At 45.4% G+C, this 16,421-nt stretch carries 32 protein-coding genes and 2 pseudogenes; 33 read left to right on the top strand and 1 reads right to left on the bottom strand.

The window, feature by feature from the left end; translation table 11 throughout:
• The 33 genes and pseudogenes from AM629_RS22610 to AM629_RS22595 all read left to right on the top strand — a co-directional run.
• The coding region (locus tag AM629_RS22610) for an EF-Tu C-terminal domain-related protein (protein WP_072161849.1) at nt 1-134 on the top strand (134 nt) is incomplete at its 5' end.
• 502 nt (nt 135-636) lie between these two features.
• Complete coding sequence (bfd, locus tag AM629_RS22605) at nt 637-831, top strand: bacterioferritin-associated ferredoxin (protein ID WP_072023292.1); 195 nt, start codon at nt 637-639, stop codon at nt 829-831.
• A gap of 77 nt (nt 832-908) precedes the next feature.
• On the top strand, nt 909-1,385 hold the full coding sequence (gene bfr / locus AM629_RS18645; protein ID WP_054480951.1) for a bacterioferritin: 477 nt from the start codon (nt 909-911) through the stop codon (nt 1,383-1,385).
• A gap of 313 nt (nt 1,386-1,698) precedes the next feature.
• Nucleotides 1,699-2,010: a 30S ribosomal protein S10 gene (gene rpsJ / locus AM629_RS18640; RefSeq protein ID WP_001181005.1), complete on the top strand. Its 312-nt coding sequence runs from the start codon at nt 1,699-1,701 to the stop codon at nt 2,008-2,010.
• A gap of 32 nt (nt 2,011-2,042) precedes the next feature.
• Nucleotides 2,043-2,672 carry a 50S ribosomal protein L3 gene (rplC, locus tag AM629_RS18635; protein WP_054480949.1) on the top strand — a complete coding sequence of 210 codons (630 nt, stop codon included), beginning with the start codon at nt 2,043-2,045 and terminating at the stop codon, nt 2,670-2,672.
• Between the two features lie 16 nt (nt 2,673-2,688).
• Nucleotides 2,689-3,294 carry a 50S ribosomal protein L4 gene (gene rplD, locus AM629_RS18630; protein ID WP_054480947.1) on the top strand — a complete coding sequence of 202 codons (606 nt, stop codon included), beginning with the start codon at nt 2,689-2,691 and terminating at the stop codon, nt 3,292-3,294.
• The gene (rplW, locus tag AM629_RS18625) at nt 3,291-3,593 is read left to right on the top strand and encodes a 50S ribosomal protein L23 (RefSeq protein WP_021322796.1); all 303 of its coding nucleotides are present in this window, start codon (nt 3,291-3,293) and stop codon (nt 3,591-3,593) included. The genes rplD and rplW overlap by 4 nt, the downstream gene beginning before the upstream one ends.
• 19 nt (nt 3,594-3,612) lie before the next feature.
• On the top strand, nt 3,613-4,437 hold the full coding sequence (gene rplB / locus AM629_RS18620) for a 50S ribosomal protein L2 (protein ID WP_021322795.1): 825 nt from the start codon (nt 3,613-3,615) through the stop codon (nt 4,435-4,437).
• 14 nt (nt 4,438-4,451) lie between these two features.
• Nucleotides 4,452-4,730, top strand: a complete 279-nt coding sequence (gene rpsS / locus AM629_RS18615) for a 30S ribosomal protein S19 (protein WP_011148791.1) — start codon at nt 4,452-4,454, stop codon at nt 4,728-4,730.
• 14 nt (nt 4,731-4,744) lie between these two features.
• Nucleotides 4,745-5,077, top strand: coding sequence for a 50S ribosomal protein L22 (gene rplV, locus AM629_RS18610; RefSeq protein ID WP_011148790.1), 333 nt, complete (start codon nt 4,745-4,747; stop codon nt 5,075-5,077).
• Nucleotides 5,078-5,094: 17 nt separating this feature from the next.
• Nucleotides 5,095-5,796, top strand: a complete 702-nt coding sequence (rpsC, locus tag AM629_RS18605) for a 30S ribosomal protein S3 (RefSeq protein ID WP_015836279.1) — start codon at nt 5,095-5,097, stop codon at nt 5,794-5,796.
• 12 nt (nt 5,797-5,808) lie between these two features.
• Nucleotides 5,809-6,219, top strand: a complete 411-nt coding sequence (rplP, locus tag AM629_RS18600; RefSeq protein WP_012990491.1) for a 50S ribosomal protein L16 — start codon at nt 5,809-5,811, stop codon at nt 6,217-6,219.
• Nucleotides 6,219-6,410 (top strand): 50S ribosomal protein L29, encoded by a 192-nt coding sequence (rpmC, locus tag AM629_RS18595; protein WP_021322794.1) that lies wholly within the window; start codon nt 6,219-6,221, stop codon nt 6,408-6,410. Before rplP ends, rpmC begins: the two co-directional genes overlap by 1 nt.
• Nucleotides 6,410-6,664 carry a 30S ribosomal protein S17 gene (gene rpsQ / locus AM629_RS18590; RefSeq protein ID WP_011148786.1) on the top strand — a complete coding sequence of 85 codons (255 nt, stop codon included), beginning with the start codon at nt 6,410-6,412 and terminating at the stop codon, nt 6,662-6,664. Before rpmC ends, rpsQ begins: the two co-directional genes overlap by 1 nt.
• Nucleotides 6,665-6,833: 169 nt before the next feature.
• On the top strand, nt 6,834-7,205 hold the full coding sequence (gene rplN, locus AM629_RS18585; protein ID WP_015836277.1) for a 50S ribosomal protein L14: 372 nt from the start codon (nt 6,834-6,836) through the stop codon (nt 7,203-7,205).
• A 10-nt stretch (nt 7,206-7,215) separates the two neighbouring features.
• Complete coding sequence (rplX, locus tag AM629_RS18580; RefSeq protein WP_054480944.1) at nt 7,216-7,530, top strand: 50S ribosomal protein L24; 315 nt, start codon at nt 7,216-7,218, stop codon at nt 7,528-7,530.
• A gap of 14 nt (nt 7,531-7,544) precedes the next feature.
• A complete protein-coding gene (rplE, locus tag AM629_RS18575; RefSeq protein WP_054480942.1) occupies nt 7,545-8,084 on the top strand; it encodes a 50S ribosomal protein L5 in 540 nt (179 codons plus the stop codon).
• Between the two features lie 12 nt (nt 8,085-8,096).
• Nucleotides 8,097-8,402: a 30S ribosomal protein S14 gene (rpsN, locus tag AM629_RS18570; protein ID WP_054480940.1), complete on the top strand. Its 306-nt coding sequence runs from the start codon at nt 8,097-8,099 to the stop codon at nt 8,400-8,402.
• Between the two features lie 33 nt (nt 8,403-8,435).
• Complete coding sequence (gene rpsH / locus AM629_RS18565; protein WP_011148781.1) at nt 8,436-8,828, top strand: 30S ribosomal protein S8; 393 nt, start codon at nt 8,436-8,438, stop codon at nt 8,826-8,828.
• A gap of 14 nt (nt 8,829-8,842) precedes the next feature.
• Entirely contained in the window at nt 8,843-9,376 is a 534-nt protein-coding gene (rplF, locus tag AM629_RS18560) for a 50S ribosomal protein L6 (protein ID WP_054480938.1), read from the top strand.
• Nucleotides 9,377-9,385: 9 nt separating this feature from the next.
• On the top strand, nt 9,386-9,739 hold the full coding sequence (rplR, locus tag AM629_RS18555; protein WP_011148779.1) for a 50S ribosomal protein L18: 354 nt from the start codon (nt 9,386-9,388) through the stop codon (nt 9,737-9,739).
• Nucleotides 9,740-9,753: 14 nt separating this feature from the next.
• A complete protein-coding gene (rpsE, locus tag AM629_RS18550; protein WP_054480936.1) occupies nt 9,754-10,254 on the top strand; it encodes a 30S ribosomal protein S5 in 501 nt (166 codons plus the stop codon).
• 5 nt (nt 10,255-10,259) lie between these two features.
• On the top strand, nt 10,260-10,439 hold the full coding sequence (gene rpmD, locus AM629_RS18545; protein ID WP_011148777.1) for a 50S ribosomal protein L30: 180 nt from the start codon (nt 10,260-10,262) through the stop codon (nt 10,437-10,439).
• A gap of 3 nt (nt 10,440-10,442) precedes the next feature.
• The gene (rplO, locus tag AM629_RS18540; protein ID WP_054480934.1) at nt 10,443-10,877 is read left to right on the top strand and encodes a 50S ribosomal protein L15; all 435 of its coding nucleotides are present in this window, start codon (nt 10,443-10,445) and stop codon (nt 10,875-10,877) included.
• Nucleotides 10,878-10,884: 7 nt separating this feature from the next.
• A complete protein-coding gene (secY, locus tag AM629_RS18535) occupies nt 10,885-12,216 on the top strand; it encodes a preprotein translocase subunit SecY (protein ID WP_011148775.1) in 1,332 nt (443 codons plus the stop codon).
• Between the two features lie 32 nt (nt 12,217-12,248).
• A complete protein-coding gene (gene rpmJ / locus AM629_RS22600) occupies nt 12,249-12,365 on the top strand; it encodes a 50S ribosomal protein L36 (RefSeq protein WP_002227352.1) in 117 nt (38 codons plus the stop codon).
• 146 nt (nt 12,366-12,511) lie between these two features.
• Complete coding sequence (gene rpsM / locus AM629_RS18530; protein WP_036773472.1) at nt 12,512-12,868, top strand: 30S ribosomal protein S13; 357 nt, start codon at nt 12,512-12,514, stop codon at nt 12,866-12,868.
• 15 nt (nt 12,869-12,883) lie between these two features.
• On the top strand, nt 12,884-13,273 hold the full coding sequence (rpsK, locus tag AM629_RS18525) for a 30S ribosomal protein S11 (RefSeq protein ID WP_002919257.1): 390 nt from the start codon (nt 12,884-12,886) through the stop codon (nt 13,271-13,273).
• A 36-nt stretch (nt 13,274-13,309) separates the two neighbouring features.
• Nucleotides 13,310-13,930 carry a 30S ribosomal protein S4 gene (gene rpsD, locus AM629_RS18520; protein WP_036773474.1) on the top strand — a complete coding sequence of 207 codons (621 nt, stop codon included), beginning with the start codon at nt 13,310-13,312 and terminating at the stop codon, nt 13,928-13,930.
• Nucleotides 13,931-13,955: 25 nt separating this feature from the next.
• The gene (locus AM629_RS18515; RefSeq protein ID WP_011148772.1) at nt 13,956-14,945 is read left to right on the top strand and encodes a DNA-directed RNA polymerase subunit alpha; all 990 of its coding nucleotides are present in this window, start codon (nt 13,956-13,958) and stop codon (nt 14,943-14,945) included.
• Between the two features lie 40 nt (nt 14,946-14,985).
• Complete coding sequence (rplQ, locus tag AM629_RS18510; protein WP_054480932.1) at nt 14,986-15,378, top strand: 50S ribosomal protein L17; 393 nt, start codon at nt 14,986-14,988, stop codon at nt 15,376-15,378.
• Between the two features lie 143 nt (nt 15,379-15,521).
• Nucleotides 15,522-15,938 (top strand): Zn(2+)-responsive transcriptional regulator, encoded by a 417-nt coding sequence (gene zntR / locus AM629_RS18505; RefSeq protein WP_054480930.1) that lies wholly within the window; start codon nt 15,522-15,524, stop codon nt 15,936-15,938.
• A gap of 78 nt (nt 15,939-16,016) precedes the next feature.
• Nucleotides 16,017-16,222 (top strand): annotated as a pseudogene (locus tag AM629_RS22595) (alternative ribosome-rescue factor A).
• Nucleotides 16,223-16,309: 87 nt separating this feature from the next.
• On the opposite strand, the pseudogene AM629_RS23650 reads toward AM629_RS22595, so the two are convergent.
• Nucleotides 16,310-16,421, bottom strand: a pseudogene (locus AM629_RS23650) (IS982 family transposase); the annotation flags it as partial.

Raw genomic sequence — 16,421 nt, 5'->3', positions numbered from 1 at the left:
TGATGCCAGGTGATAACATTCAGATGGTAGTTACCCTGATTGCGCCAATCGCAATGGACCAGGGTCTGCGCTTCGCTATCCGTGAAGGTGGCCGTACAGTAGGTGCTGGTGTTGTTGCTAAAGTTATTGCCTAATCGCCAATAATTAAGTTTCTGGTTCTAAAGTAGGTTTACACTCTAGAACTTCGACAGTAGACACCTGATGTATTACATCAGGTGTCTAGTAGTTAGATTTATGTAATCTTTCCTTGGTTGTAGATTTTTACATTGTCCTCTAAATCATCTTTTATACTGTTCAAATGTCTTCGATTTGTGCCAGTGGTAGTTTATTCTTCAGGGTTTTCATTAATCCATTCTGTTAGTGTATCCTGATATATCAGGTACATCTCTCTATCATCAGCATTCAGTAGTGGTCTGCAATTTTTTCGAATGAATCAGACTCAGATAAGTTGTTCTTTTAAATACAGGTAAGCAATATCTGAGACCTGTAGCTGTTCTGTCTCTGTTGGTAAGTACTGACATAGGTAGTTGGTATGGAACCGAAAAATTGGAACAAATAATTAAATGCAAACGATTATTGAAATAATACTCATTATTATTTACCATGGGCTATAATATATACCAGAGAGTGCGGTTTATGTATGTCTGCCTATGTAATGCGGTGAGTGATAGAACAATACGTAATGCGGTGCGTCAGCATCACGTTCACTCTATCAGAGAGTTAAAACGTATTGTTCCTGTAGGCCGTGATTGTGGGAAATGCATACGTCAAGCCAGAGAGCTAATTAATGAGGAAATTGCCCAACTGCCCAAGATAGATAAAGTTGCTTGATAAAAAATAAGGCAAGTTTACTACTACTCTGCTGAATAGGTACTACACTTTAAGTACTGGAAGCGGAGGATTAGACTATGAAAGGTGATAAAAAAATCATTGCTTATTTAAATAAACTTCTTGGAAATGAGCTTGTCGCAATTAATCAGTATTTCCTGCATGCCCGGATGTTCAAAAACTGGGGACTTACCCGTCTTAATGAGAAGGAATATCATGAATCTATTGATGAGATGAAGCATGCCGATAGGTACATTGAACGTATTCTTTTTCTTGAAGGAATTCCTAATTTGCAAGACCTAGGGAAACTTAACATTGGAGAAGATATTGAAGAAATGCTCAGATCTGATTTGCAGCTTGAATTACAAGGAGCTCACGACCTGAGAGAAGCGATTGCTTATGCTGATTTGATTCATGACTATGTCAGCCGTGATTTGATGATAGATATCTTAGATGCGGAAGAGGGGCATATTGATTGGCTGGAAACTCAACTTGAACTAATTGAACGCATGGGGATTCAAAATTATACCCAAGCGCAGATTCTTGAAGGAGAGTAGTTACTACAAAGAATGCCCTATCCTACTACATTATATAGTTAGGGCATTCTTTGCTTCGTTCCATATTTTACATTTCCTCTCTGAACAGATTCTCATCTGTATCTTGCTTTGCAAATTGATTTGCGTATAATGCATAGGCTTACTTATGTGTAGGTCTGATTTGTCAATCAGCGAATGTGCAGGGATTTTTACTGCCATTTAAAAATACTCCCGATATGGGGGTTATACATTGAACGATTACACTCTCCCATCAATCGAAATGGGTACGAGGAGTAATTATTTACGTTTATAAAATAGTTGGAGCTCTGGTCTCATGCAGAACCAAAGAATCCGTATCCGCCTGAAAGCATTTGATCATCGTTTGATCGATCAATCAACTGCGGAAATTGTCGAGACCGCTAAGCGTACTGGTGCGCAGGTTCGTGGTCCGATCCCGCTGCCGACTCGTAAAGAGCGTTTTACCGTTCTGATTTCTCCGCATGTTAATAAAGATGCGCGCGATCAGTACGAAATTCGCACTCATAAGCGTCTGGTTGACATCGTTGAGCCAACCGAGAAAACCGTTGATGCTCTGATGCGTCTGGATCTGGCTGCCGGTGTAGACGTGCAGATCAGCCTGGGTTAATCAGGTCATTGAACGATTGAGAGGTTGAAACAATGATTGGTTTAGTCGGTAAAAAAGTGGGTATGACTCGTATCTTCACTGAAGATGGCGTTTCAATCCCTGTAACTGTTATCGAAATTGAAGATAACCGCGTTACTCAGGTTAAAAGCCTAGATAATGATGGTTATCGTGCAATTCAGGTTACCACTGGTAGCAAAAAAGCTAGCCGTGTAAACAAACCTGAAGCAGGGCATTTTGCTAAAGCTGGCGTTGAAGCTGGCCGTATCCTGCGTGAATTCCGCCTATCTGCGGGCGAAGAATATGCTGTAGGTCAAAACATTAGCGTTGAGATTTTCGCTGACGTTAAGAAAGTCGACGTTACTGGTACATCGAAAGGTAAAGGTTTTGCTGGCACTGTTAAGCGCTGGAATTTCCGTACCCAAGATGCTAGCCACGGTAACTCTTTGTCTCACCGTGTTCCGGGTTCTATCGGTCAGAACCAAACTCCGGGCAAGGTATTTAAAGGCAAGAAAATGGCAGGCCAACTGGGTAATGAACGTGTAACCGTTCAAAGCTTGGATGTAGTACGTGTTGACGCTGAGCGCAACCTGCTGCTGGTCAAAGGTGCTGTTCCAGGTGCGACTGGTAGCAACCTGATCGTAAAACCGGCTGTCAAGGCGTAACGTCGAGGAGATAGGAATGGAATTGGTAATGAAAGACGCGCAAGGCGCGCTGACTGTTTCCGAAACTACCTTCGGGCGTGATTTCAATGAAGCGCTTGTGCATCAAGTAGTTGTTGCTTACGCAGCTGGTGCACGTCAAGGTACTCGTGCTCAGAAAACCCGTGCTGAAGTTTCTGGTTCAGGTAAAAAACCATGGCGTCAGAAAGGCACTGGCCGTGCACGCTCTGGTTCTATTAAGAGTCCAATTTGGCGCTCTGGTGGTGTAACTTTCGCAGCTAAGCCACAGGACCACAGTCAAAAAGTTAATAAAAAAATGTACCGCGGTGCTCTGAAAAGCATCCTGTCTGAGCTGGTACGTCAAGATCGTTTGATCGTTGTCGAGAAGTTCTCTGTAGAAGCTCCTAAGACTAAGCTTCTGGTTCAGAAACTGAAAGAAATGACACTGGAAGATGTGCTGATTATCACTGGTGAAGTTGATGAGAACTTGTTCTTAGCAGCTCGTAACCTGTACAAGGTTGATGTCCGTGATGCAGCAGGTATCGATCCAGTTAGTTTGATCGCCTTCGATAAAGTGGTTATGACTGCTGATGCTGTGAAGCAAGTTGAGGAGATGCTGGCATGATCCGTGAAGAACGTCTGCTGAAAGTACTGCGCGCGCCGCATGTATCTGAAAAAGCTTCTACAGCGATGGAAAAAAGTAATACCATCGTTCTCAAAGTTGCGAAAGACGCGACTAAAGCAGAAATTAAAGCTGCTGTACAGAAATTATTTGAAGTCGAAGTTGAAGGTGTTAACACTTTGCTGGTTAAAGGCAAAACTAAACGCCACGGTCAGCGTATTGGTCGTCGTAGCGACTGGAAAAAAGCTTACGTCACTCTAAAAGAAGGCCAGAATATGGACTTCATTGGTGGCGCAGAGTAAGTCGGAGGAGTAAAGAACAATGGCAATTGTTAAATGTAAACCTACGTCTCCGGGCCGTCGCCACGTTGTTAAGGTGGTTAACCCTGAGCTGCATAAGGGCAAACCTTATGCTCCGTTACTGGAAAAAAGCAGCAAAACCGGTGGTCGTAACAACAATGGTCGTATTACCACTCGTCACATTGGTGGTGGTCACAAGCAGCATTATCGTTTGATTGACTTCAAACGTAATAAAGATGGTATTCCTGCTGTAGTTGAGCGCTTGGAATATGATCCAAACCGTTCAGCAAACATCGCCTTGGTTCTGTATAAAGATGGTGAGCGTCGTTATATTCTTGCACCTAAGGGTTTGAAAGCTGGTGACCAGATCCAATCTGGTGCTGATGCCGCTATCAAAGCTGGTAACGCATTGCCAATGCGTAATATCCCAGTTGGTTCTACTGTACACAACGTAGAAATGAAACCGGGTAAAGGTGGTCAGTTGGCTCGTTCTGCTGGTGCATATGTTCAGATCGTTGCTCGTGATGGTTCTTATGTGACCTTGCGTCTGCGTTCTGGTGAAATGCGTAAAGTTCTGTCTGACTGCCGTGCTACTTTAGGCGAAGTTGGTAATGCAGAACACATGCTACGCGTTCTGGGTAAAGCTGGTGCAAGTCGCTGGCGTGGCATTCGTCCTACCGTTCGTGGTACGGCGATGAACCCGGTAGATCACCCACATGGTGGTGGTGAAGGTCGTAACTTTGGTAAACATCCTGTAACTCCTTGGGGCGTTCAAACTAAAGGTAAGAAGACCCGTAGTAATAAACGTACTGATCAGTTCATCGTACGTCGCCGTACTAAAAAATAATTAGAGGATAAGCCATGCCACGTTCTCTCAAGAAAGGTCCATTTATTGACCTGCACTTGCTGAAGAAGGTAGAGAAAGCGGTGGAAAGCGGAGACAAAAAGCCTATTAAGACTTGGTCCCGTCGTTCAACGATCTTTCCTAACATGATCGGTTTGACCATCGCTGTCCATAATGGTCGTCAGCATGTACCTGTTTTTGTTTCCGACGAAATGGTTGGTCATAAACTAGGTGAATTCGCGCCGACCCGTACTTATCGCGGCCATGCGGCCGATAAAAAGGCTAAAAAGCGCTAAGGTAGGAGGAAGAGATGGAAACTATCGCTAAACATCGCCACGCTCGTTCTTCTGCTCAGAAGGTTCGCCTTGTAGCTGACCTGATTCGCGGTAAGAAAGTGTCGCAAGCTCTGGAAACTCTGACCTATACCAATAAGAAAGCTGCTGGTTTAGTGAAGAAAGTACTTGAGTCTGCTATTGCTAATGCAGAACACAACGATGGTGCTGATATTGATGATCTGAAAGTCACGAAGATTTTCGTAGACGAAGGCCCGACCATGAAGCGTATTATGCCTCGTGCAAAAGGTCGTGCAGATCGCATCCTGAAGCGCAGCAGCCACATTACTGTGGTTGTGTCCGATCGCTGAGACTCTGGAGACTAGCAATGGGTCAGAAAGTACATCCTAATGGTATTCGCCTGGGTATTGTCAAACCTTGGAACTCTACCTGGTATGCGAATACCAAAGAATTCGCTGATAACCTGGACAGCGATTTTAAAGTGCGCCAGTACTTGAATAAAGAATTGGCAAAAGCGTCTATTTCACGCATTGTTATTGAACGTCCTGCTAAAAGCATCCGTGTAACTATTCACACTGCTCGCCCAGGTATCGTAATCGGTAAGAAAGGTGAAGACGTAGAGAAACTGCGTAAAACTGTAGCGGAAATCGCTGGTGTTCCTGCGCAAATTAATATTTCTGAAGTGCGTAAGCCTGAACTGGACGCAAAACTGGTTGCTGATAGTATCACTTCACAGTTGGAACGTCGTGTTATGTTCCGCCGTGCTATGAAGCGCGCAGTCCAGAACGCAATGCGTTTGGGTGCCAAAGGTATTAAAGTGGAAGTAAGTGGTCGCTTGGGCGGTGCTGAAATCGCGCGTACTGAATGGTATCGTGAAGGTCGTGTACCATTGCACACACTACGTGCAGACATCGATTATAACACTTCAGAGGCGCACACCACTTATGGTGTACTCGGTGTTAAGGTATGGATCTTCAAAGGTGAGATCTTGGGTGGTATGGCTGCTGTTGAACAGGCGGAAAAACCGGCTGCGCAACCTAAAAAGCAGCAGCGTAAAGGCCGCAAGTAAGGAGAGTCGCTGATGTTACAACCAAAGCGTACGAAATTCCGTAAAGTGCACAAAGGCCGTAACCGTGGTCTGGCAGCAGGTGCGGATGTTAGCTTCGGCACTTTCGGTCTGAAAGCTGTGGGCCGTGGTCGTCTGACAGCGCGTCAGATTGAAGCGGCACGTCGTGCTATGACTCGTGCAATTAAACGTCAAGGTAAAATCTGGATTCGTGTATTCCCAGACAAACCAATCACTGAAAAGCCACTCGAAGTACGTATGGGTAAAGGTAAAGGTAACGTGGAATATTGGGTTGCCTTAATCCAGCCCGGTAAAGTCCTTTATGAAATGGACGGTGTGCCTGAAGAGCTGGCTCGTGAAGCATTCAAGCTGGCAGCAGCGAAACTGCCTATCAAAACCACCTTTGTAACTAAGACGGTGATGTAATGAAAGCACAAGAGCTGCGCGAAAAAAGCGTTGAAGAGCTGAACACAGAGTTGCTGAACCTGCTGCGTGAACAATTTAACCTGCGTATGCAGGCAGCAAGTGGCCAACTACAACAGTCTCACCTGTTGAAACAAGTGCGTCGTGATATCGCACGCGTTAAGACTTTACTGACTGAGAAGGCGGGTGCGTAATGACCGATAAAATCCGTACTCTGCAAGGTCGTGTTGTTAGTGACAAAATGGAGAAATCTATTGTTGTTGCTATTGAGCGTAAGGTGAAGCATCCTCTGTATGGTAAATTCATCAAACGTACGACTAAACTGCACGTACATGACGAGAACAATGAATGTGGAATAGGTGATGTGGTGGAAATCCGCGAAACCCGTCCATTGTCCAAAACTAAATCTTGGACCTTAGTTCGCGTTGTAGAGAAAGCGATTCTGTAAGCTGACTCGAATAGAGTAAACGGCTCAGGCAATGAGCCGTTTATTTTTTCTATCCATATCTGAGATGTGGTGTTATAATGCCGCGCCCTCATGATATGGGGTATCTGAACGGCCTCTTTATTATAGTGAAGTAGGCTCAGTAGTAGTTGACATTTAGCGGAGCACTAAAATGATCCAAGAACAGACTATGCTGAACGTGGCCGACAACTCCGGTGCACGTCGCGTAATGTGTATCAAGGTTCTGGGTGGCTCGCACCGTCGCTACGCACACGTCGGCGACATCATTAAAATCACCATCAAGGAAGCAATTCCTCGTGGTAAAGTGAAAAAAGGTGATGTCCTGAAAGCGGTAGTGGTGCGCACCAAGAAGGGTGTTCGTCGCCCTGACGGTTCTGTCATTCGCTTCGATGGCAATGCTTGCGTGTTGTTGAACAACACAAGTGAGCAGGTTATCGGTACGCGTATTTTTGGGCCGGTAACTCGTGAACTTCGTAATGAAAAGTTCATGAAAATTATCTCCCTGGCACCAGAAGTACTCTAAGGAGCGGACAATGGCAGCGAAAATCCGTCGTGATGACGAAGTTATCGTGCTGACTGGCAAAGATAAAGGTAAGCGCGGTAAAGTAAAACAGGTTCTTTCTACTGGAAAGGTCATTGTTGAAGGTATTAACTTGGTTAAAAAACATCAGAAGCCTGTTCCGGCTCTGAACCAACCAGGTGGCATCGTTGAAAAAGAAGCTGCAATCCAAGTTTCAAACGTTGCAATCTTCAATACGGCAACCAGTAAGGCTGACCGTGTAGGTTTTAGATTTGAAGACGGTAAAAAAGTTCGTTTCTTCAAATCTAACAGCGAAACTATCAAGTAATTTGGAGTAATACGATGGCGAAACTGCATGATTACTACAAAGACGAGGTAGTCCAAAAACTGATGGCTCAGTTTGACTACAATTCTGTCATGCAAGTCCCTCGGGTCGAGAAGATCACCCTGAACATGGGTGTTGGTGAAGCGATTGCTGATAAGAAACTGCTGGATAATGCAGCAGCAGATTTGTCTGCAATCTCTGGTCAAAAACCATTGATCACCAAAGCACGCAAATCAGTTGCAGGCTTCAAAATCCGTCAGGGCTATCCAATCGGCTGTAAAGTTACCCTGCGTGGTGAACGCATGTGGGAGTTTCTTGAGCGCCTGATTTCTATTGCTGTACCTCGTATCCGTGACTTCCGTGGTTTGTCTGCTAAGTCATTTGATGGTCGTGGTAATTACAGCATGGGTGTACGTGAGCAAATCATCTTCCCTGAAATCGATTACGATAAAGTGGATCGTGTTCGTGGTTTAGATATTACTATCACCACAACTGCGAAATCTGATGATGAAGGCCGCGCACTGTTGGCTGCTTTTAACTTCCCGTTCCGCAAGTAAGGCAGGGTATTCATGGCTAAGCAATCAATGAAAGCACGTGATGTAAAACGTGTGAAATTGGCTGAGAAATTCTTCACTAAACGTATAGAATTGAAAGCTATTATTTCTGATGTGAATGCATCTGATGAAGAGCGTTGGAATGCTGTTCTTAAGCTGCAGACACTGCCACGTGATTCCAGCCCTTCTCGTCAGCGTAATCGCTGTCGCCAAACTGGGCGTCCGCATGCATTTTTGCGGAAGTTTGGGTTGAGCCGTATTAAAGTCCGTGAAGCCGCTATGCGCGGTGAAATTCCGGGCCTTAAAAAGGCTAGCTGGTAATTGTCACCAATTGAATCACGGGAGTAAAGACAGATGAGCATGCAAGATCCCATCGCGGATATGCTGACCCGTATCCGTAACGGTCAGGCCGCGAACAAAGTTGCGGTCACCATGCCTTCCTCTAAGCTGAAAGTGGCAATTGCCAAGGTGCTGAAGGAAGAAGGTTATATTGAAGATTACAAAATCGAAGGCGACACCAAGCCAGAACTGGAATTAGTACTGAAGTACTTTCAGGGTAAGGCTGTTGTAGAAAGCATTCAGCGCGTAAGCCGCCCAAGTCTGCGCATCTATAAGAAAAAAGATGAGCTGCCACAAGTTATGGCTGGTTTAGGTATTGCTGTTGTTTCTACCTCTAAAGGTGTAATGACTGATCGTGCAGCTCGCCAAGCTGGTCTTGGTGGCGAGATTCTCTGCTACGTAGCTTAATTCGGGAGGAAAGAATGTCTCGTGTTGCAAAAGCACCCGTCGTCATTCCTGCCGGCGTAGAGGTAAAACTCGACGGTCAGGTGATTTCGATTAAGGGTAAAAACGGCGAGTTGAGTCGTATAATCCATAGCGCAGTTGAAGTTAAGCATGCAGATAACCAACTGACCTTCGCACCACGCGATGGTTATGTAGATGGTTGGGCACAGGCGGGTACTACTCGTTCTTTGCTGAGTGCTATGGTTATCGGTGTTACCGAAGGCTTCACTAAGAAGCTTCAACTGGTAGGTGTTGGTTATCGTGCAGCAGTCAAAGGCAATGTTGTTAACTTGTCTCTTGGCTTCTCGCATCCAGTTGACCACGAACTGCCAGCAGGCATTACTGCAGAATGTCCGTCACAAACTGAAATCGTACTGAAAGGTGCTGATAAGCAGGTAATCGGTCAGGTTGCGGCAGAACTGCGTGCCTATCGTCGTCCTGAGCCTTATAAAGGTAAGGGTGTTCGTTACGCCGATGAAGTCGTGCGTATCAAAGAGGCTAAGAAGAAGTAAGGTAACACTATGGATAAGAAAGCAGCTCGTATCCGTCGTGCGACCCGCGCACGCCGCAAGCTCCAGGAACTGGGTGCGACTCGCCTGGTGGTACATCGTACCCCTCGCCATATTTATGCGCAGGTTATCGCACCAAACGGTTCTGAAACTTTGGTGGCAGCTTCTACTACAGAAAAAGCTATCAATGAGCAGTTGAAATACACTGGAAATAAAGAGGCCGCAGCAGCAGTTGGTAAAGCAATTGCTGAACGTGCACTGGAAAAAGGTATTAAAGATGTATCCTTTGACCGTTCTGGTTTCCAATATCATGGTCGAGTCCAGGCACTGGCAGATGCTGCCCGTGAAGCTGGCCTTCAGTTCTAAGGTAGAGGTGTAAGATGGCTCACATCGAGAAACAAGCTGGCGAACTGCAGGAAAAGCTGATCGCGGTAAACCGCGTATCTAAAACCGTAAAAGGTGGCCGGATTTTCAGCTTTACCGCACTGACTGTTGTAGGTGATGGTAATGGTCGCGTTGGTTTTGGCTACGGCAAAGCACGCGAAGTTCCGGCAGCAATCCAGAAAGCGATGGAAAAAGCCCGTCGCAATATGAAAACCGTCGCACTGAATAGCGGCACTTTGCATCATCCTGTGAAAGGTGCACACACCGGTTCCCGCGTGTTCATGCAGCCTGCTCATGAAGGTACTGGTATCATTGCTGGTGGTGCTATGCGTGCTGTTTTGGAAGTGGCTGGTGTTCATAACGTACTGGCTAAAACCTATGGTTCCACTAACCCAATTAATGTGGTTCGTGCAACCCTGGATGCTTTAGACAGCATGAAGTCTCCAGAAATGGTCGCAGCTAAGCGTGGTAAATCCGTCGAAGAAATTCTGGGGTAATGGCCATGGCTAAGACTATCAAAGTAACACAAATTCGCAGTTCAATCGGTCGTCTGCCTAAACATAAGGCGACTTTGGTTGGTTTAGGTCTGCGTCGTATCGGTCATACAGTAGAGCGTGAAGATACTCCGGCTATACGCGGTATGATCAACTTGGTTTCCTATATGGTTAAAGTTGAGGAGTAACAGATGCGTTTAAATACTCTGTCTCCGGCTGAAGGTGCCAAGCATGCGCCTAAACGTGTAGGTCGTGGTATTGGTTCGGGCTTGGGTAAAACTGGTGGCCGTGGTCACAAAGGTCAGAAATCTCGTTCTGGCGGTGGCGTGCGTCGCGGTTTCGAAGGTGGTCAGATGCCTTTATACCGTCGCTTGCCAAAATTTGGCTTCACTTCACGTAAGGCAATGGTTACAGCAGAAGTTCGTCTGTCTGATTTTGCTGCCGTTGAAGGCGATATTATCGATCTGAACGCACTGAAAGCCGCTAACATCGTTGGCATTCAAATTGAATTCGCGAAAGTTATGCTTTCTGGCGAAATCAACCGTGCAGTAACTGTGCGTGGCCTTCGTGTTACTAAGGGCGCCCGTGCTGCAATTGAAGCTGCTGGCGGTAAAATTGAGGAATAAGTAACAGATGGCTAAACAACCAGGATTAGATTTTCAAAGTGCTAAAGGTGGACTGGGCGAGCTGAAACGCAGACTGTTGTTTGTTATTGGAGCGCTGATTGTTTTCCGTATTGGCTCTTTTATTCCTATCCCTGGTATTGATGCCACTGTGCTTGCCAAATTGCTCGAACAGCAAAGAGGCACCATCATTGAAATGTTTAACATGTTCTCTGGTGGTGCTTTAAGTCGTGCTTCTATCTTTGCCTTGGGAATAATGCCGTATATTTCTGCGTCTATTATTATCCAGTTGCTGACAGTGGTTCATCCAACGTTAGCCGAGATTAAGAAGGAAGGGGAAGCTGGTCGTCGTAAGATTAGCCAGTATACCCGCTATGGTACTTTAGTGCTGGCTATATTTCAGTCAATTGGTATTGCTACCGGTTTACCGAATATGCCAGGGATGCAAGGGCTGGTAATTAACCCAGGATTTGCTTTCTACTTCACGGCTGTTGTGAGCTTAGTTACTGGAACGATGTTCCTGATGTGGCTAGGCGAGCAGATTACTGAGCGAGGTATTGGAAACGGTATCTCTATCATAATTTTTGCTGGTATTGTTGCGGGTCTGCCGCCGGCTATTGGCCATACCATCGAGCAAGCTAGGCAAGGCGATCTGCACTTCCTCCTGTTGCTGTTGGTTGCAGTGTTAGTGTTTGCAGTGACTTTCTTCGTTGTTTTCATGGAGCGTGGTCAACGACGTATTGTTGTTAACTATGCGAAACGTCAACAGGGTCGCCGAGTTTATGCAGCACAGAGTACACATTTACCGTTGAAAGTGAATATGGCTGGGGTTATCCCTGCAATTTTTGCTTCCAGCATTATTCTGTTCCCTGGTACCATAGCTTCTTGGTTCGGGGGTGGAACTGGTTGGAACTGGCTGACTACTATTTCAATGTACTTGCAGCCTGGGCAACCGCTTTATGTGTTACTCTACGCGTCTGCAATCATCTTCTTCTGTTTCTTTTATACTGCGTTGGTTTTCAACCCGAGAGAGACAGCGGATAACCTGAAGAAGTCCGGTGCATTTGTACCAGGAATTCGTCCGGGAGAGCAAACGGCCAAGTACATTGATAAAGTAATGACACGCCTGACCTTGGTTGGTGCGATGTATATTACTTTCATCTGCCTAATCCCGGAGTTCATGCGTGATGCTATGAAAGTACCATTTTATTTTGGTGGTACTTCACTACTTATCGTAGTTGTGGTCATCATGGACTTTATGGCTCAAGTGCAAACTCTAATGATGTCAAGTCAATACGAGTCTGCATTGAAGAAGGCAAACCTTAAAGGTTATAACCGCTAATTGGTTTGCTTGAGAAGTTACGGAGAGTAAAAATGAAAGTTCGTGCTTCCGTCAAGAAATTATGCCGCAACTGCAAAATCGTTAAGCGTAACGGTGTCGTTCGTGTGATTTGCAGCGCAGAGCCTAAGCATAAACAACGCCAAGGCTAATAAAATAGCATATTTTTCTTGCAAAGTCGGTTTGAGCTGGCTAAATTAGCCAGCCAATCTTTTTTATATCACAGCAACATTGTTTGAGTATCCTGAAAACGGGCTTTTCAGAATGGTGTTGCCGTAAATAATTGTAGGAGTGCATAGTGGCCCGTATAGCAGGCATTAACATTCCTGATCAGAAGCATACCGTAATCGCTTTGACATCGATCTACGGAATTGGTAGAACTCGCTCTCAAGCCATTTGTGCTGCGGCGGGTATTGCTGAACATGTTAAGATCAGTGAGCTGTCTGAAGAGCAAATTGACAAGCTGCGTGACGAAGTTGCCAAATACGTTGTAGAAGGTGATCTGCGTCGTGAAGTAACCCTGAGCATCAAACGTCTGATGGATCTTGGTACTTATCGTGGTTTACGTCACCGTCGTGGTCTACCAGTTCGCGGTCAGCGTACTAAGACCAATGCACGTACCCGTAAGGGTCCACGTAAGCCGATCAAGAAATAATCGGGGTATTGTATAATGGCAAAAGCACCTATTCGTGCACGTAAGCGTGTAAGAAAGCAAGTTTCTGACGGTGTGGCTCATATCCATGCTTCTTTCAACAACACCATCGTGACCATTACTGACCGTCAGGGTAACGCTCTGGGTTGGGCAACTGCTGGTGGTTCCGGTTTCCGTGGTTCTCGTAAATCTACTCCGTTTGCGGCTCAGGTTGCGGCAGAGCGCTGCGCTGAAGCAGTGAAAGAATACGGAATTAAGAACCTGGAAGTTATGGTTAAAGGACCTGGTCCTGGCCGCGAGTCAACTATCCGTGCGTTAAATGCGGCAGGTTTCCGCATCACTAACATTACTGATGTGACTCCGATCCCTCATAACGGTTGTCGTCCACCTAAAAAACGTCGCGTTTAATAGCGTTTACTTTTTTAGGTTTGTTGGAGAAAGAAAATGGCAAGATATTTGGGTCCTAAGCTCAAGCTGAGCCGTCGCGAGGGTACAGATCTATTCCTGAAATCTGGCGTTCGCGCGATTGACACCAAGTGTAAATTGGAACAACCACCTGGACAGCATGGCGCACGTAAACCGCGCTTATCTGACTATGGTGTACAGTTACGTGAAAAACAAAAAGTTCGTCGTATTTACGGTGTGCTGGAACGTCAATTCCGTAACTATTATAAAGAAGCAACTCGTCTGAAAGGCAATACAGGTGAAAACCTGCTAAGTTTGCTGGAAGGCCGCCTGGACAACGTTGTTTACCGTATGGGCTTCGGTGCAACTCGTGCTGAATCACGCCAAATGGTGAGCCACAAGGCTATCATGGTAAATGGTCGCGTTGTTAATATCGCTTCTTATCAGGTATCCCCGAATGACGTAGTCAGCGTTCGTGAAAAATCGAAAAAGCAGTCTCGTATTAAGGCAGCTTTAGAGCTGGCTGAGCAGCGTGAGAAACCAACTTGGTTGGAAGTTGATGCTGCGAAGATGGAAGGTGTGTTCAAACGTATTCCAGAACGTACCGATCTGTCCGCTGACATTAACGAACACCTGATCGTCGAGCTTTACTCTAAGTAAAGCTTAGCACCAAAGAGAGGACACAATGCAGGGTTCTGTGACAGAGTTTCTAAAACCGCGCCTGGTAGATATCGAGCAAGTCAGTTCGACGCACGCCAAGGTGACCCTTGAGCCATTAGAGCGGGGCTTTGGCCATACTCTAGGCAACGCACTGCGCCGTATTCTGCTTTCGTCTATGCCGGGTTGTGCGGTGACTGAGGTTGAGATTGATGGTGTACTGCATGAGTACAGCACCAAAGAAGGTGTACAGGAAGATATCCTGGAGATTCTCCTCAACCTGAAAGGGCTGGCGGTAAGAGTTCAGGGCAAAGATGAAGTTATTCTTACCTTGAATAAGTCTGGCATTGGCCCTGTGACTGCAGCCGACATTATCCACGACGGTGATGTCGAAATCGTCAAGCCGCAACATGTAATCTGCCACCTGACAGACGAAACTGCTTCTATTAGCATGCGTATTAAAGTTCAGCGTGGTCGGGGTTATGTGCCGGCTTCTGCCCGGATTCATTCGGAAGAAGATGAGCGCCCTATTGGTCGTTTGTTAGTAGACGCTTGTTATAGCCCAGTAGAGCGTATTGCCTACAATGTTGAAGCAGCGCGTGTAGAACAACGTACCGATTTGGACAAGTTGGTTATCGAGATGGAAACTAACGGTACAATCGATCCTGAAGAAGCGATTCGCCGTGCAGCTACCATTTTGGCTGAACAGCTGGAAGCTTTTGTTGATTTACGTGATGTACGTCAGCCAGAAGTAAAAGAAGAGAAGCCAGAGTTTGATCCGATCCTGCTGCGCCCTGTTGACGATCTGGAATTGACTGTCCGCTCTGCTAACTGCCTTAAGGCAGAAGCTATCCACTACATCGGTGATTTGGTACAGCGTACCGAGGTTGAGTTACTGAAGACACCTAACCTAGGTAAAAAATCTCTCACAGAGATCAAAGACGTACTGGCTTCACGTGGCTTATCTCTGGGCATGCGCTTGGAAAACTGGCCACCAGCAAGTATTGCTGATGAATAACTAGATCACAGGTTAAGGTTTTACTGAGAAGGATAAGGTCATGCGCCATCGTAAGAGTGGTCGTCAATTGAACCGCAACAGCAGCCATCGCCAAGCTATGTTCCGCAACATGGCAGGTTCTTTGGTTCGTCATGAAATCATCAAGACGACTCTGCCTAAAGCGAAAGAACTGCGTCGCGTCGTTGAGCCGCTGATTACTCTTGCCAAGATCGATAGCGTAGCTAATCGTCGTCTGGCATTCGCCCGTACTCGTGATAACGAAATCGTGGCAAAACTGTTTAATGAGCTGGGTCCGCGTTTTGCGAGCCGTGCAGGTGGTTACACTCGTATTTTAAAGTGTGGCTTCCGTGCTGGTGATAATGCTCCGATGGCATACATCGAGCTTGTTGACCGTGCTGCTGAGCCTCAAACAGAAGTTGCTGCTGCGGAGTAATCTGTAGAGGCATGTAAAAGAACCGGGTTTATCCCGGTTTTTTTACACCTGTATATTCGAATATCTCACTTATTTCTTTCTAATTCCTGTTATGCTGATATTTCAAGCAATGCAATTTTATCTATTGTGTAGGAGATATAAAGATGTATCGTATTGGCCAACTAGCTAGATTAGCGAATGTGACCCCCGATACAGTGCGTTTCTATGAAAAACAGGGAATGATGGAACATCAGAACCGTACTGAGGGTGGATATAGGCTTTATACCGAACAAGATCTACAGCGTCTTCGATTTATACGTTATGCCAAGCAGTTAGGGTTTACATTGGAAGCTATTACTGAATTGCTGTCTATTCGTGTAGATCCTGATCATCATACTTGTGAAGAATCTAAGCAAATTGTGGACTCTAGATTGATGGAAGTAGAGGAAAAACTTTTTGAAATGCGAAAGATGCGTGATTCACTTAAGAGGTTAAGTGATGCTTGTTGTGGTAGTTCTCACATAAGCACTTATTGTTCCATTCTTGAAACTTTAGAGCAAGGTGCTTTAAATAAGGAATAAATAATTTCTCTTTATTGTTGGGAATTCAGCAAGTAAAATTGCTGTTTTTTAGACAAGTTAAGATGATAGAGGAATATTATGATTGAATATCACCATAAAAAGGGTGTAATAAAGGATAATGCTATTGAAGCTCTATTGCGTGATCCGCTGTTCAAACAACGGGTTGAGAAAAATAAAAAAGGGAAAGGAAGCTATCAGAGGAAAGGCAAACACAATAAGTCAGGTAACTGGGAGGCCAGTGGTAAGTGATCATTAGATTTGTTACCACTGGCTTTTTAGTTTGATAAGTTTGTTTTACTACTTCAGTAAACTCCGAGTTTTTGTTAATGATTCTTTTAATAGTTTGAATGTTTAAATAACCCGAATTCTGCTTAAGCCGTCATTGAGAAATCTTCTTCTGAGTAGAAAACTTTCAGTGATGGTTTTTTCAATTTAAGGCAGTAAGCAATCAGTCCACCTAAAACGGTCAACATAAATCCTCTT

The sequence above is a fragment of the Photorhabdus heterorhabditis genome, assembly GCF_001280945.1.
In the GTDB taxonomy this organism is placed as follows: Bacteria; Pseudomonadota; Gammaproteobacteria; order Enterobacterales; family Enterobacteriaceae; genus Photorhabdus; species Photorhabdus heterorhabditis.
This window is presented reverse-complemented; position numbering and strand designations above follow the sequence as displayed.

Coding starts and splice junctions, on each gene's coding strand:
- bfd (WP_072023292.1), top strand. CDS start 637: ATGTATGTCTGCCTATGTAATGCGGTGAGTGATAGAACAATACGTAAT.
- bfr (WP_054480951.1), top strand. CDS start 909: ATGAAAGGTGATAAAAAAATCATTGCTTATTTAAATAAACTTCTTGGA.
- rpsJ (WP_001181005.1), top strand. CDS start 1,699: ATGCAGAACCAAAGAATCCGTATCCGCCTGAAAGCATTTGATCATCGT.
- rplC (WP_054480949.1), top strand. CDS start 2,043: ATGATTGGTTTAGTCGGTAAAAAAGTGGGTATGACTCGTATCTTCACT.
- rplD (WP_054480947.1), top strand. CDS start 2,689: ATGGAATTGGTAATGAAAGACGCGCAAGGCGCGCTGACTGTTTCCGAA.
- rplW (WP_021322796.1), top strand. CDS start 3,291: ATGATCCGTGAAGAACGTCTGCTGAAAGTACTGCGCGCGCCGCATGTA.
- rplB (WP_021322795.1), top strand. CDS start 3,613: ATGGCAATTGTTAAATGTAAACCTACGTCTCCGGGCCGTCGCCACGTT.
- rpsS (WP_011148791.1), top strand. CDS start 4,452: ATGCCACGTTCTCTCAAGAAAGGTCCATTTATTGACCTGCACTTGCTG.
- rplV (WP_011148790.1), top strand. CDS start 4,745: ATGGAAACTATCGCTAAACATCGCCACGCTCGTTCTTCTGCTCAGAAG.
- rpsC (WP_015836279.1), top strand. CDS start 5,095: ATGGGTCAGAAAGTACATCCTAATGGTATTCGCCTGGGTATTGTCAAA.
- rplP (WP_012990491.1), top strand. CDS start 5,809: ATGTTACAACCAAAGCGTACGAAATTCCGTAAAGTGCACAAAGGCCGT.
- rpmC (WP_021322794.1), top strand. CDS start 6,219: ATGAAAGCACAAGAGCTGCGCGAAAAAAGCGTTGAAGAGCTGAACACA.
- rpsQ (WP_011148786.1), top strand. CDS start 6,410: ATGACCGATAAAATCCGTACTCTGCAAGGTCGTGTTGTTAGTGACAAA.
- rplN (WP_015836277.1), top strand. CDS start 6,834: ATGATCCAAGAACAGACTATGCTGAACGTGGCCGACAACTCCGGTGCA.
- rplX (WP_054480944.1), top strand. CDS start 7,216: ATGGCAGCGAAAATCCGTCGTGATGACGAAGTTATCGTGCTGACTGGC.
- rplE (WP_054480942.1), top strand. CDS start 7,545: ATGGCGAAACTGCATGATTACTACAAAGACGAGGTAGTCCAAAAACTG.
- rpsN (WP_054480940.1), top strand. CDS start 8,097: ATGGCTAAGCAATCAATGAAAGCACGTGATGTAAAACGTGTGAAATTG.
- rpsH (WP_011148781.1), top strand. CDS start 8,436: ATGAGCATGCAAGATCCCATCGCGGATATGCTGACCCGTATCCGTAAC.
- rplF (WP_054480938.1), top strand. CDS start 8,843: ATGTCTCGTGTTGCAAAAGCACCCGTCGTCATTCCTGCCGGCGTAGAG.
- rplR (WP_011148779.1), top strand. CDS start 9,386: ATGGATAAGAAAGCAGCTCGTATCCGTCGTGCGACCCGCGCACGCCGC.
- rpsE (WP_054480936.1), top strand. CDS start 9,754: ATGGCTCACATCGAGAAACAAGCTGGCGAACTGCAGGAAAAGCTGATC.
- rpmD (WP_011148777.1), top strand. CDS start 10,260: ATGGCTAAGACTATCAAAGTAACACAAATTCGCAGTTCAATCGGTCGT.
- rplO (WP_054480934.1), top strand. CDS start 10,443: ATGCGTTTAAATACTCTGTCTCCGGCTGAAGGTGCCAAGCATGCGCCT.
- secY (WP_011148775.1), top strand. CDS start 10,885: ATGGCTAAACAACCAGGATTAGATTTTCAAAGTGCTAAAGGTGGACTG.
- rpmJ (WP_002227352.1), top strand. CDS start 12,249: ATGAAAGTTCGTGCTTCCGTCAAGAAATTATGCCGCAACTGCAAAATC.
- rpsK (WP_002919257.1), top strand. CDS start 12,884: ATGGCAAAAGCACCTATTCGTGCACGTAAGCGTGTAAGAAAGCAAGTT.
- rpsD (WP_036773474.1), top strand. CDS start 13,310: ATGGCAAGATATTTGGGTCCTAAGCTCAAGCTGAGCCGTCGCGAGGGT.
- AM629_RS18515 (WP_011148772.1), top strand. CDS start 13,956: ATGCAGGGTTCTGTGACAGAGTTTCTAAAACCGCGCCTGGTAGATATC.
- rplQ (WP_054480932.1), top strand. CDS start 14,986: ATGCGCCATCGTAAGAGTGGTCGTCAATTGAACCGCAACAGCAGCCAT.
- zntR (WP_054480930.1), top strand. CDS start 15,522: ATGTATCGTATTGGCCAACTAGCTAGATTAGCGAATGTGACCCCCGAT.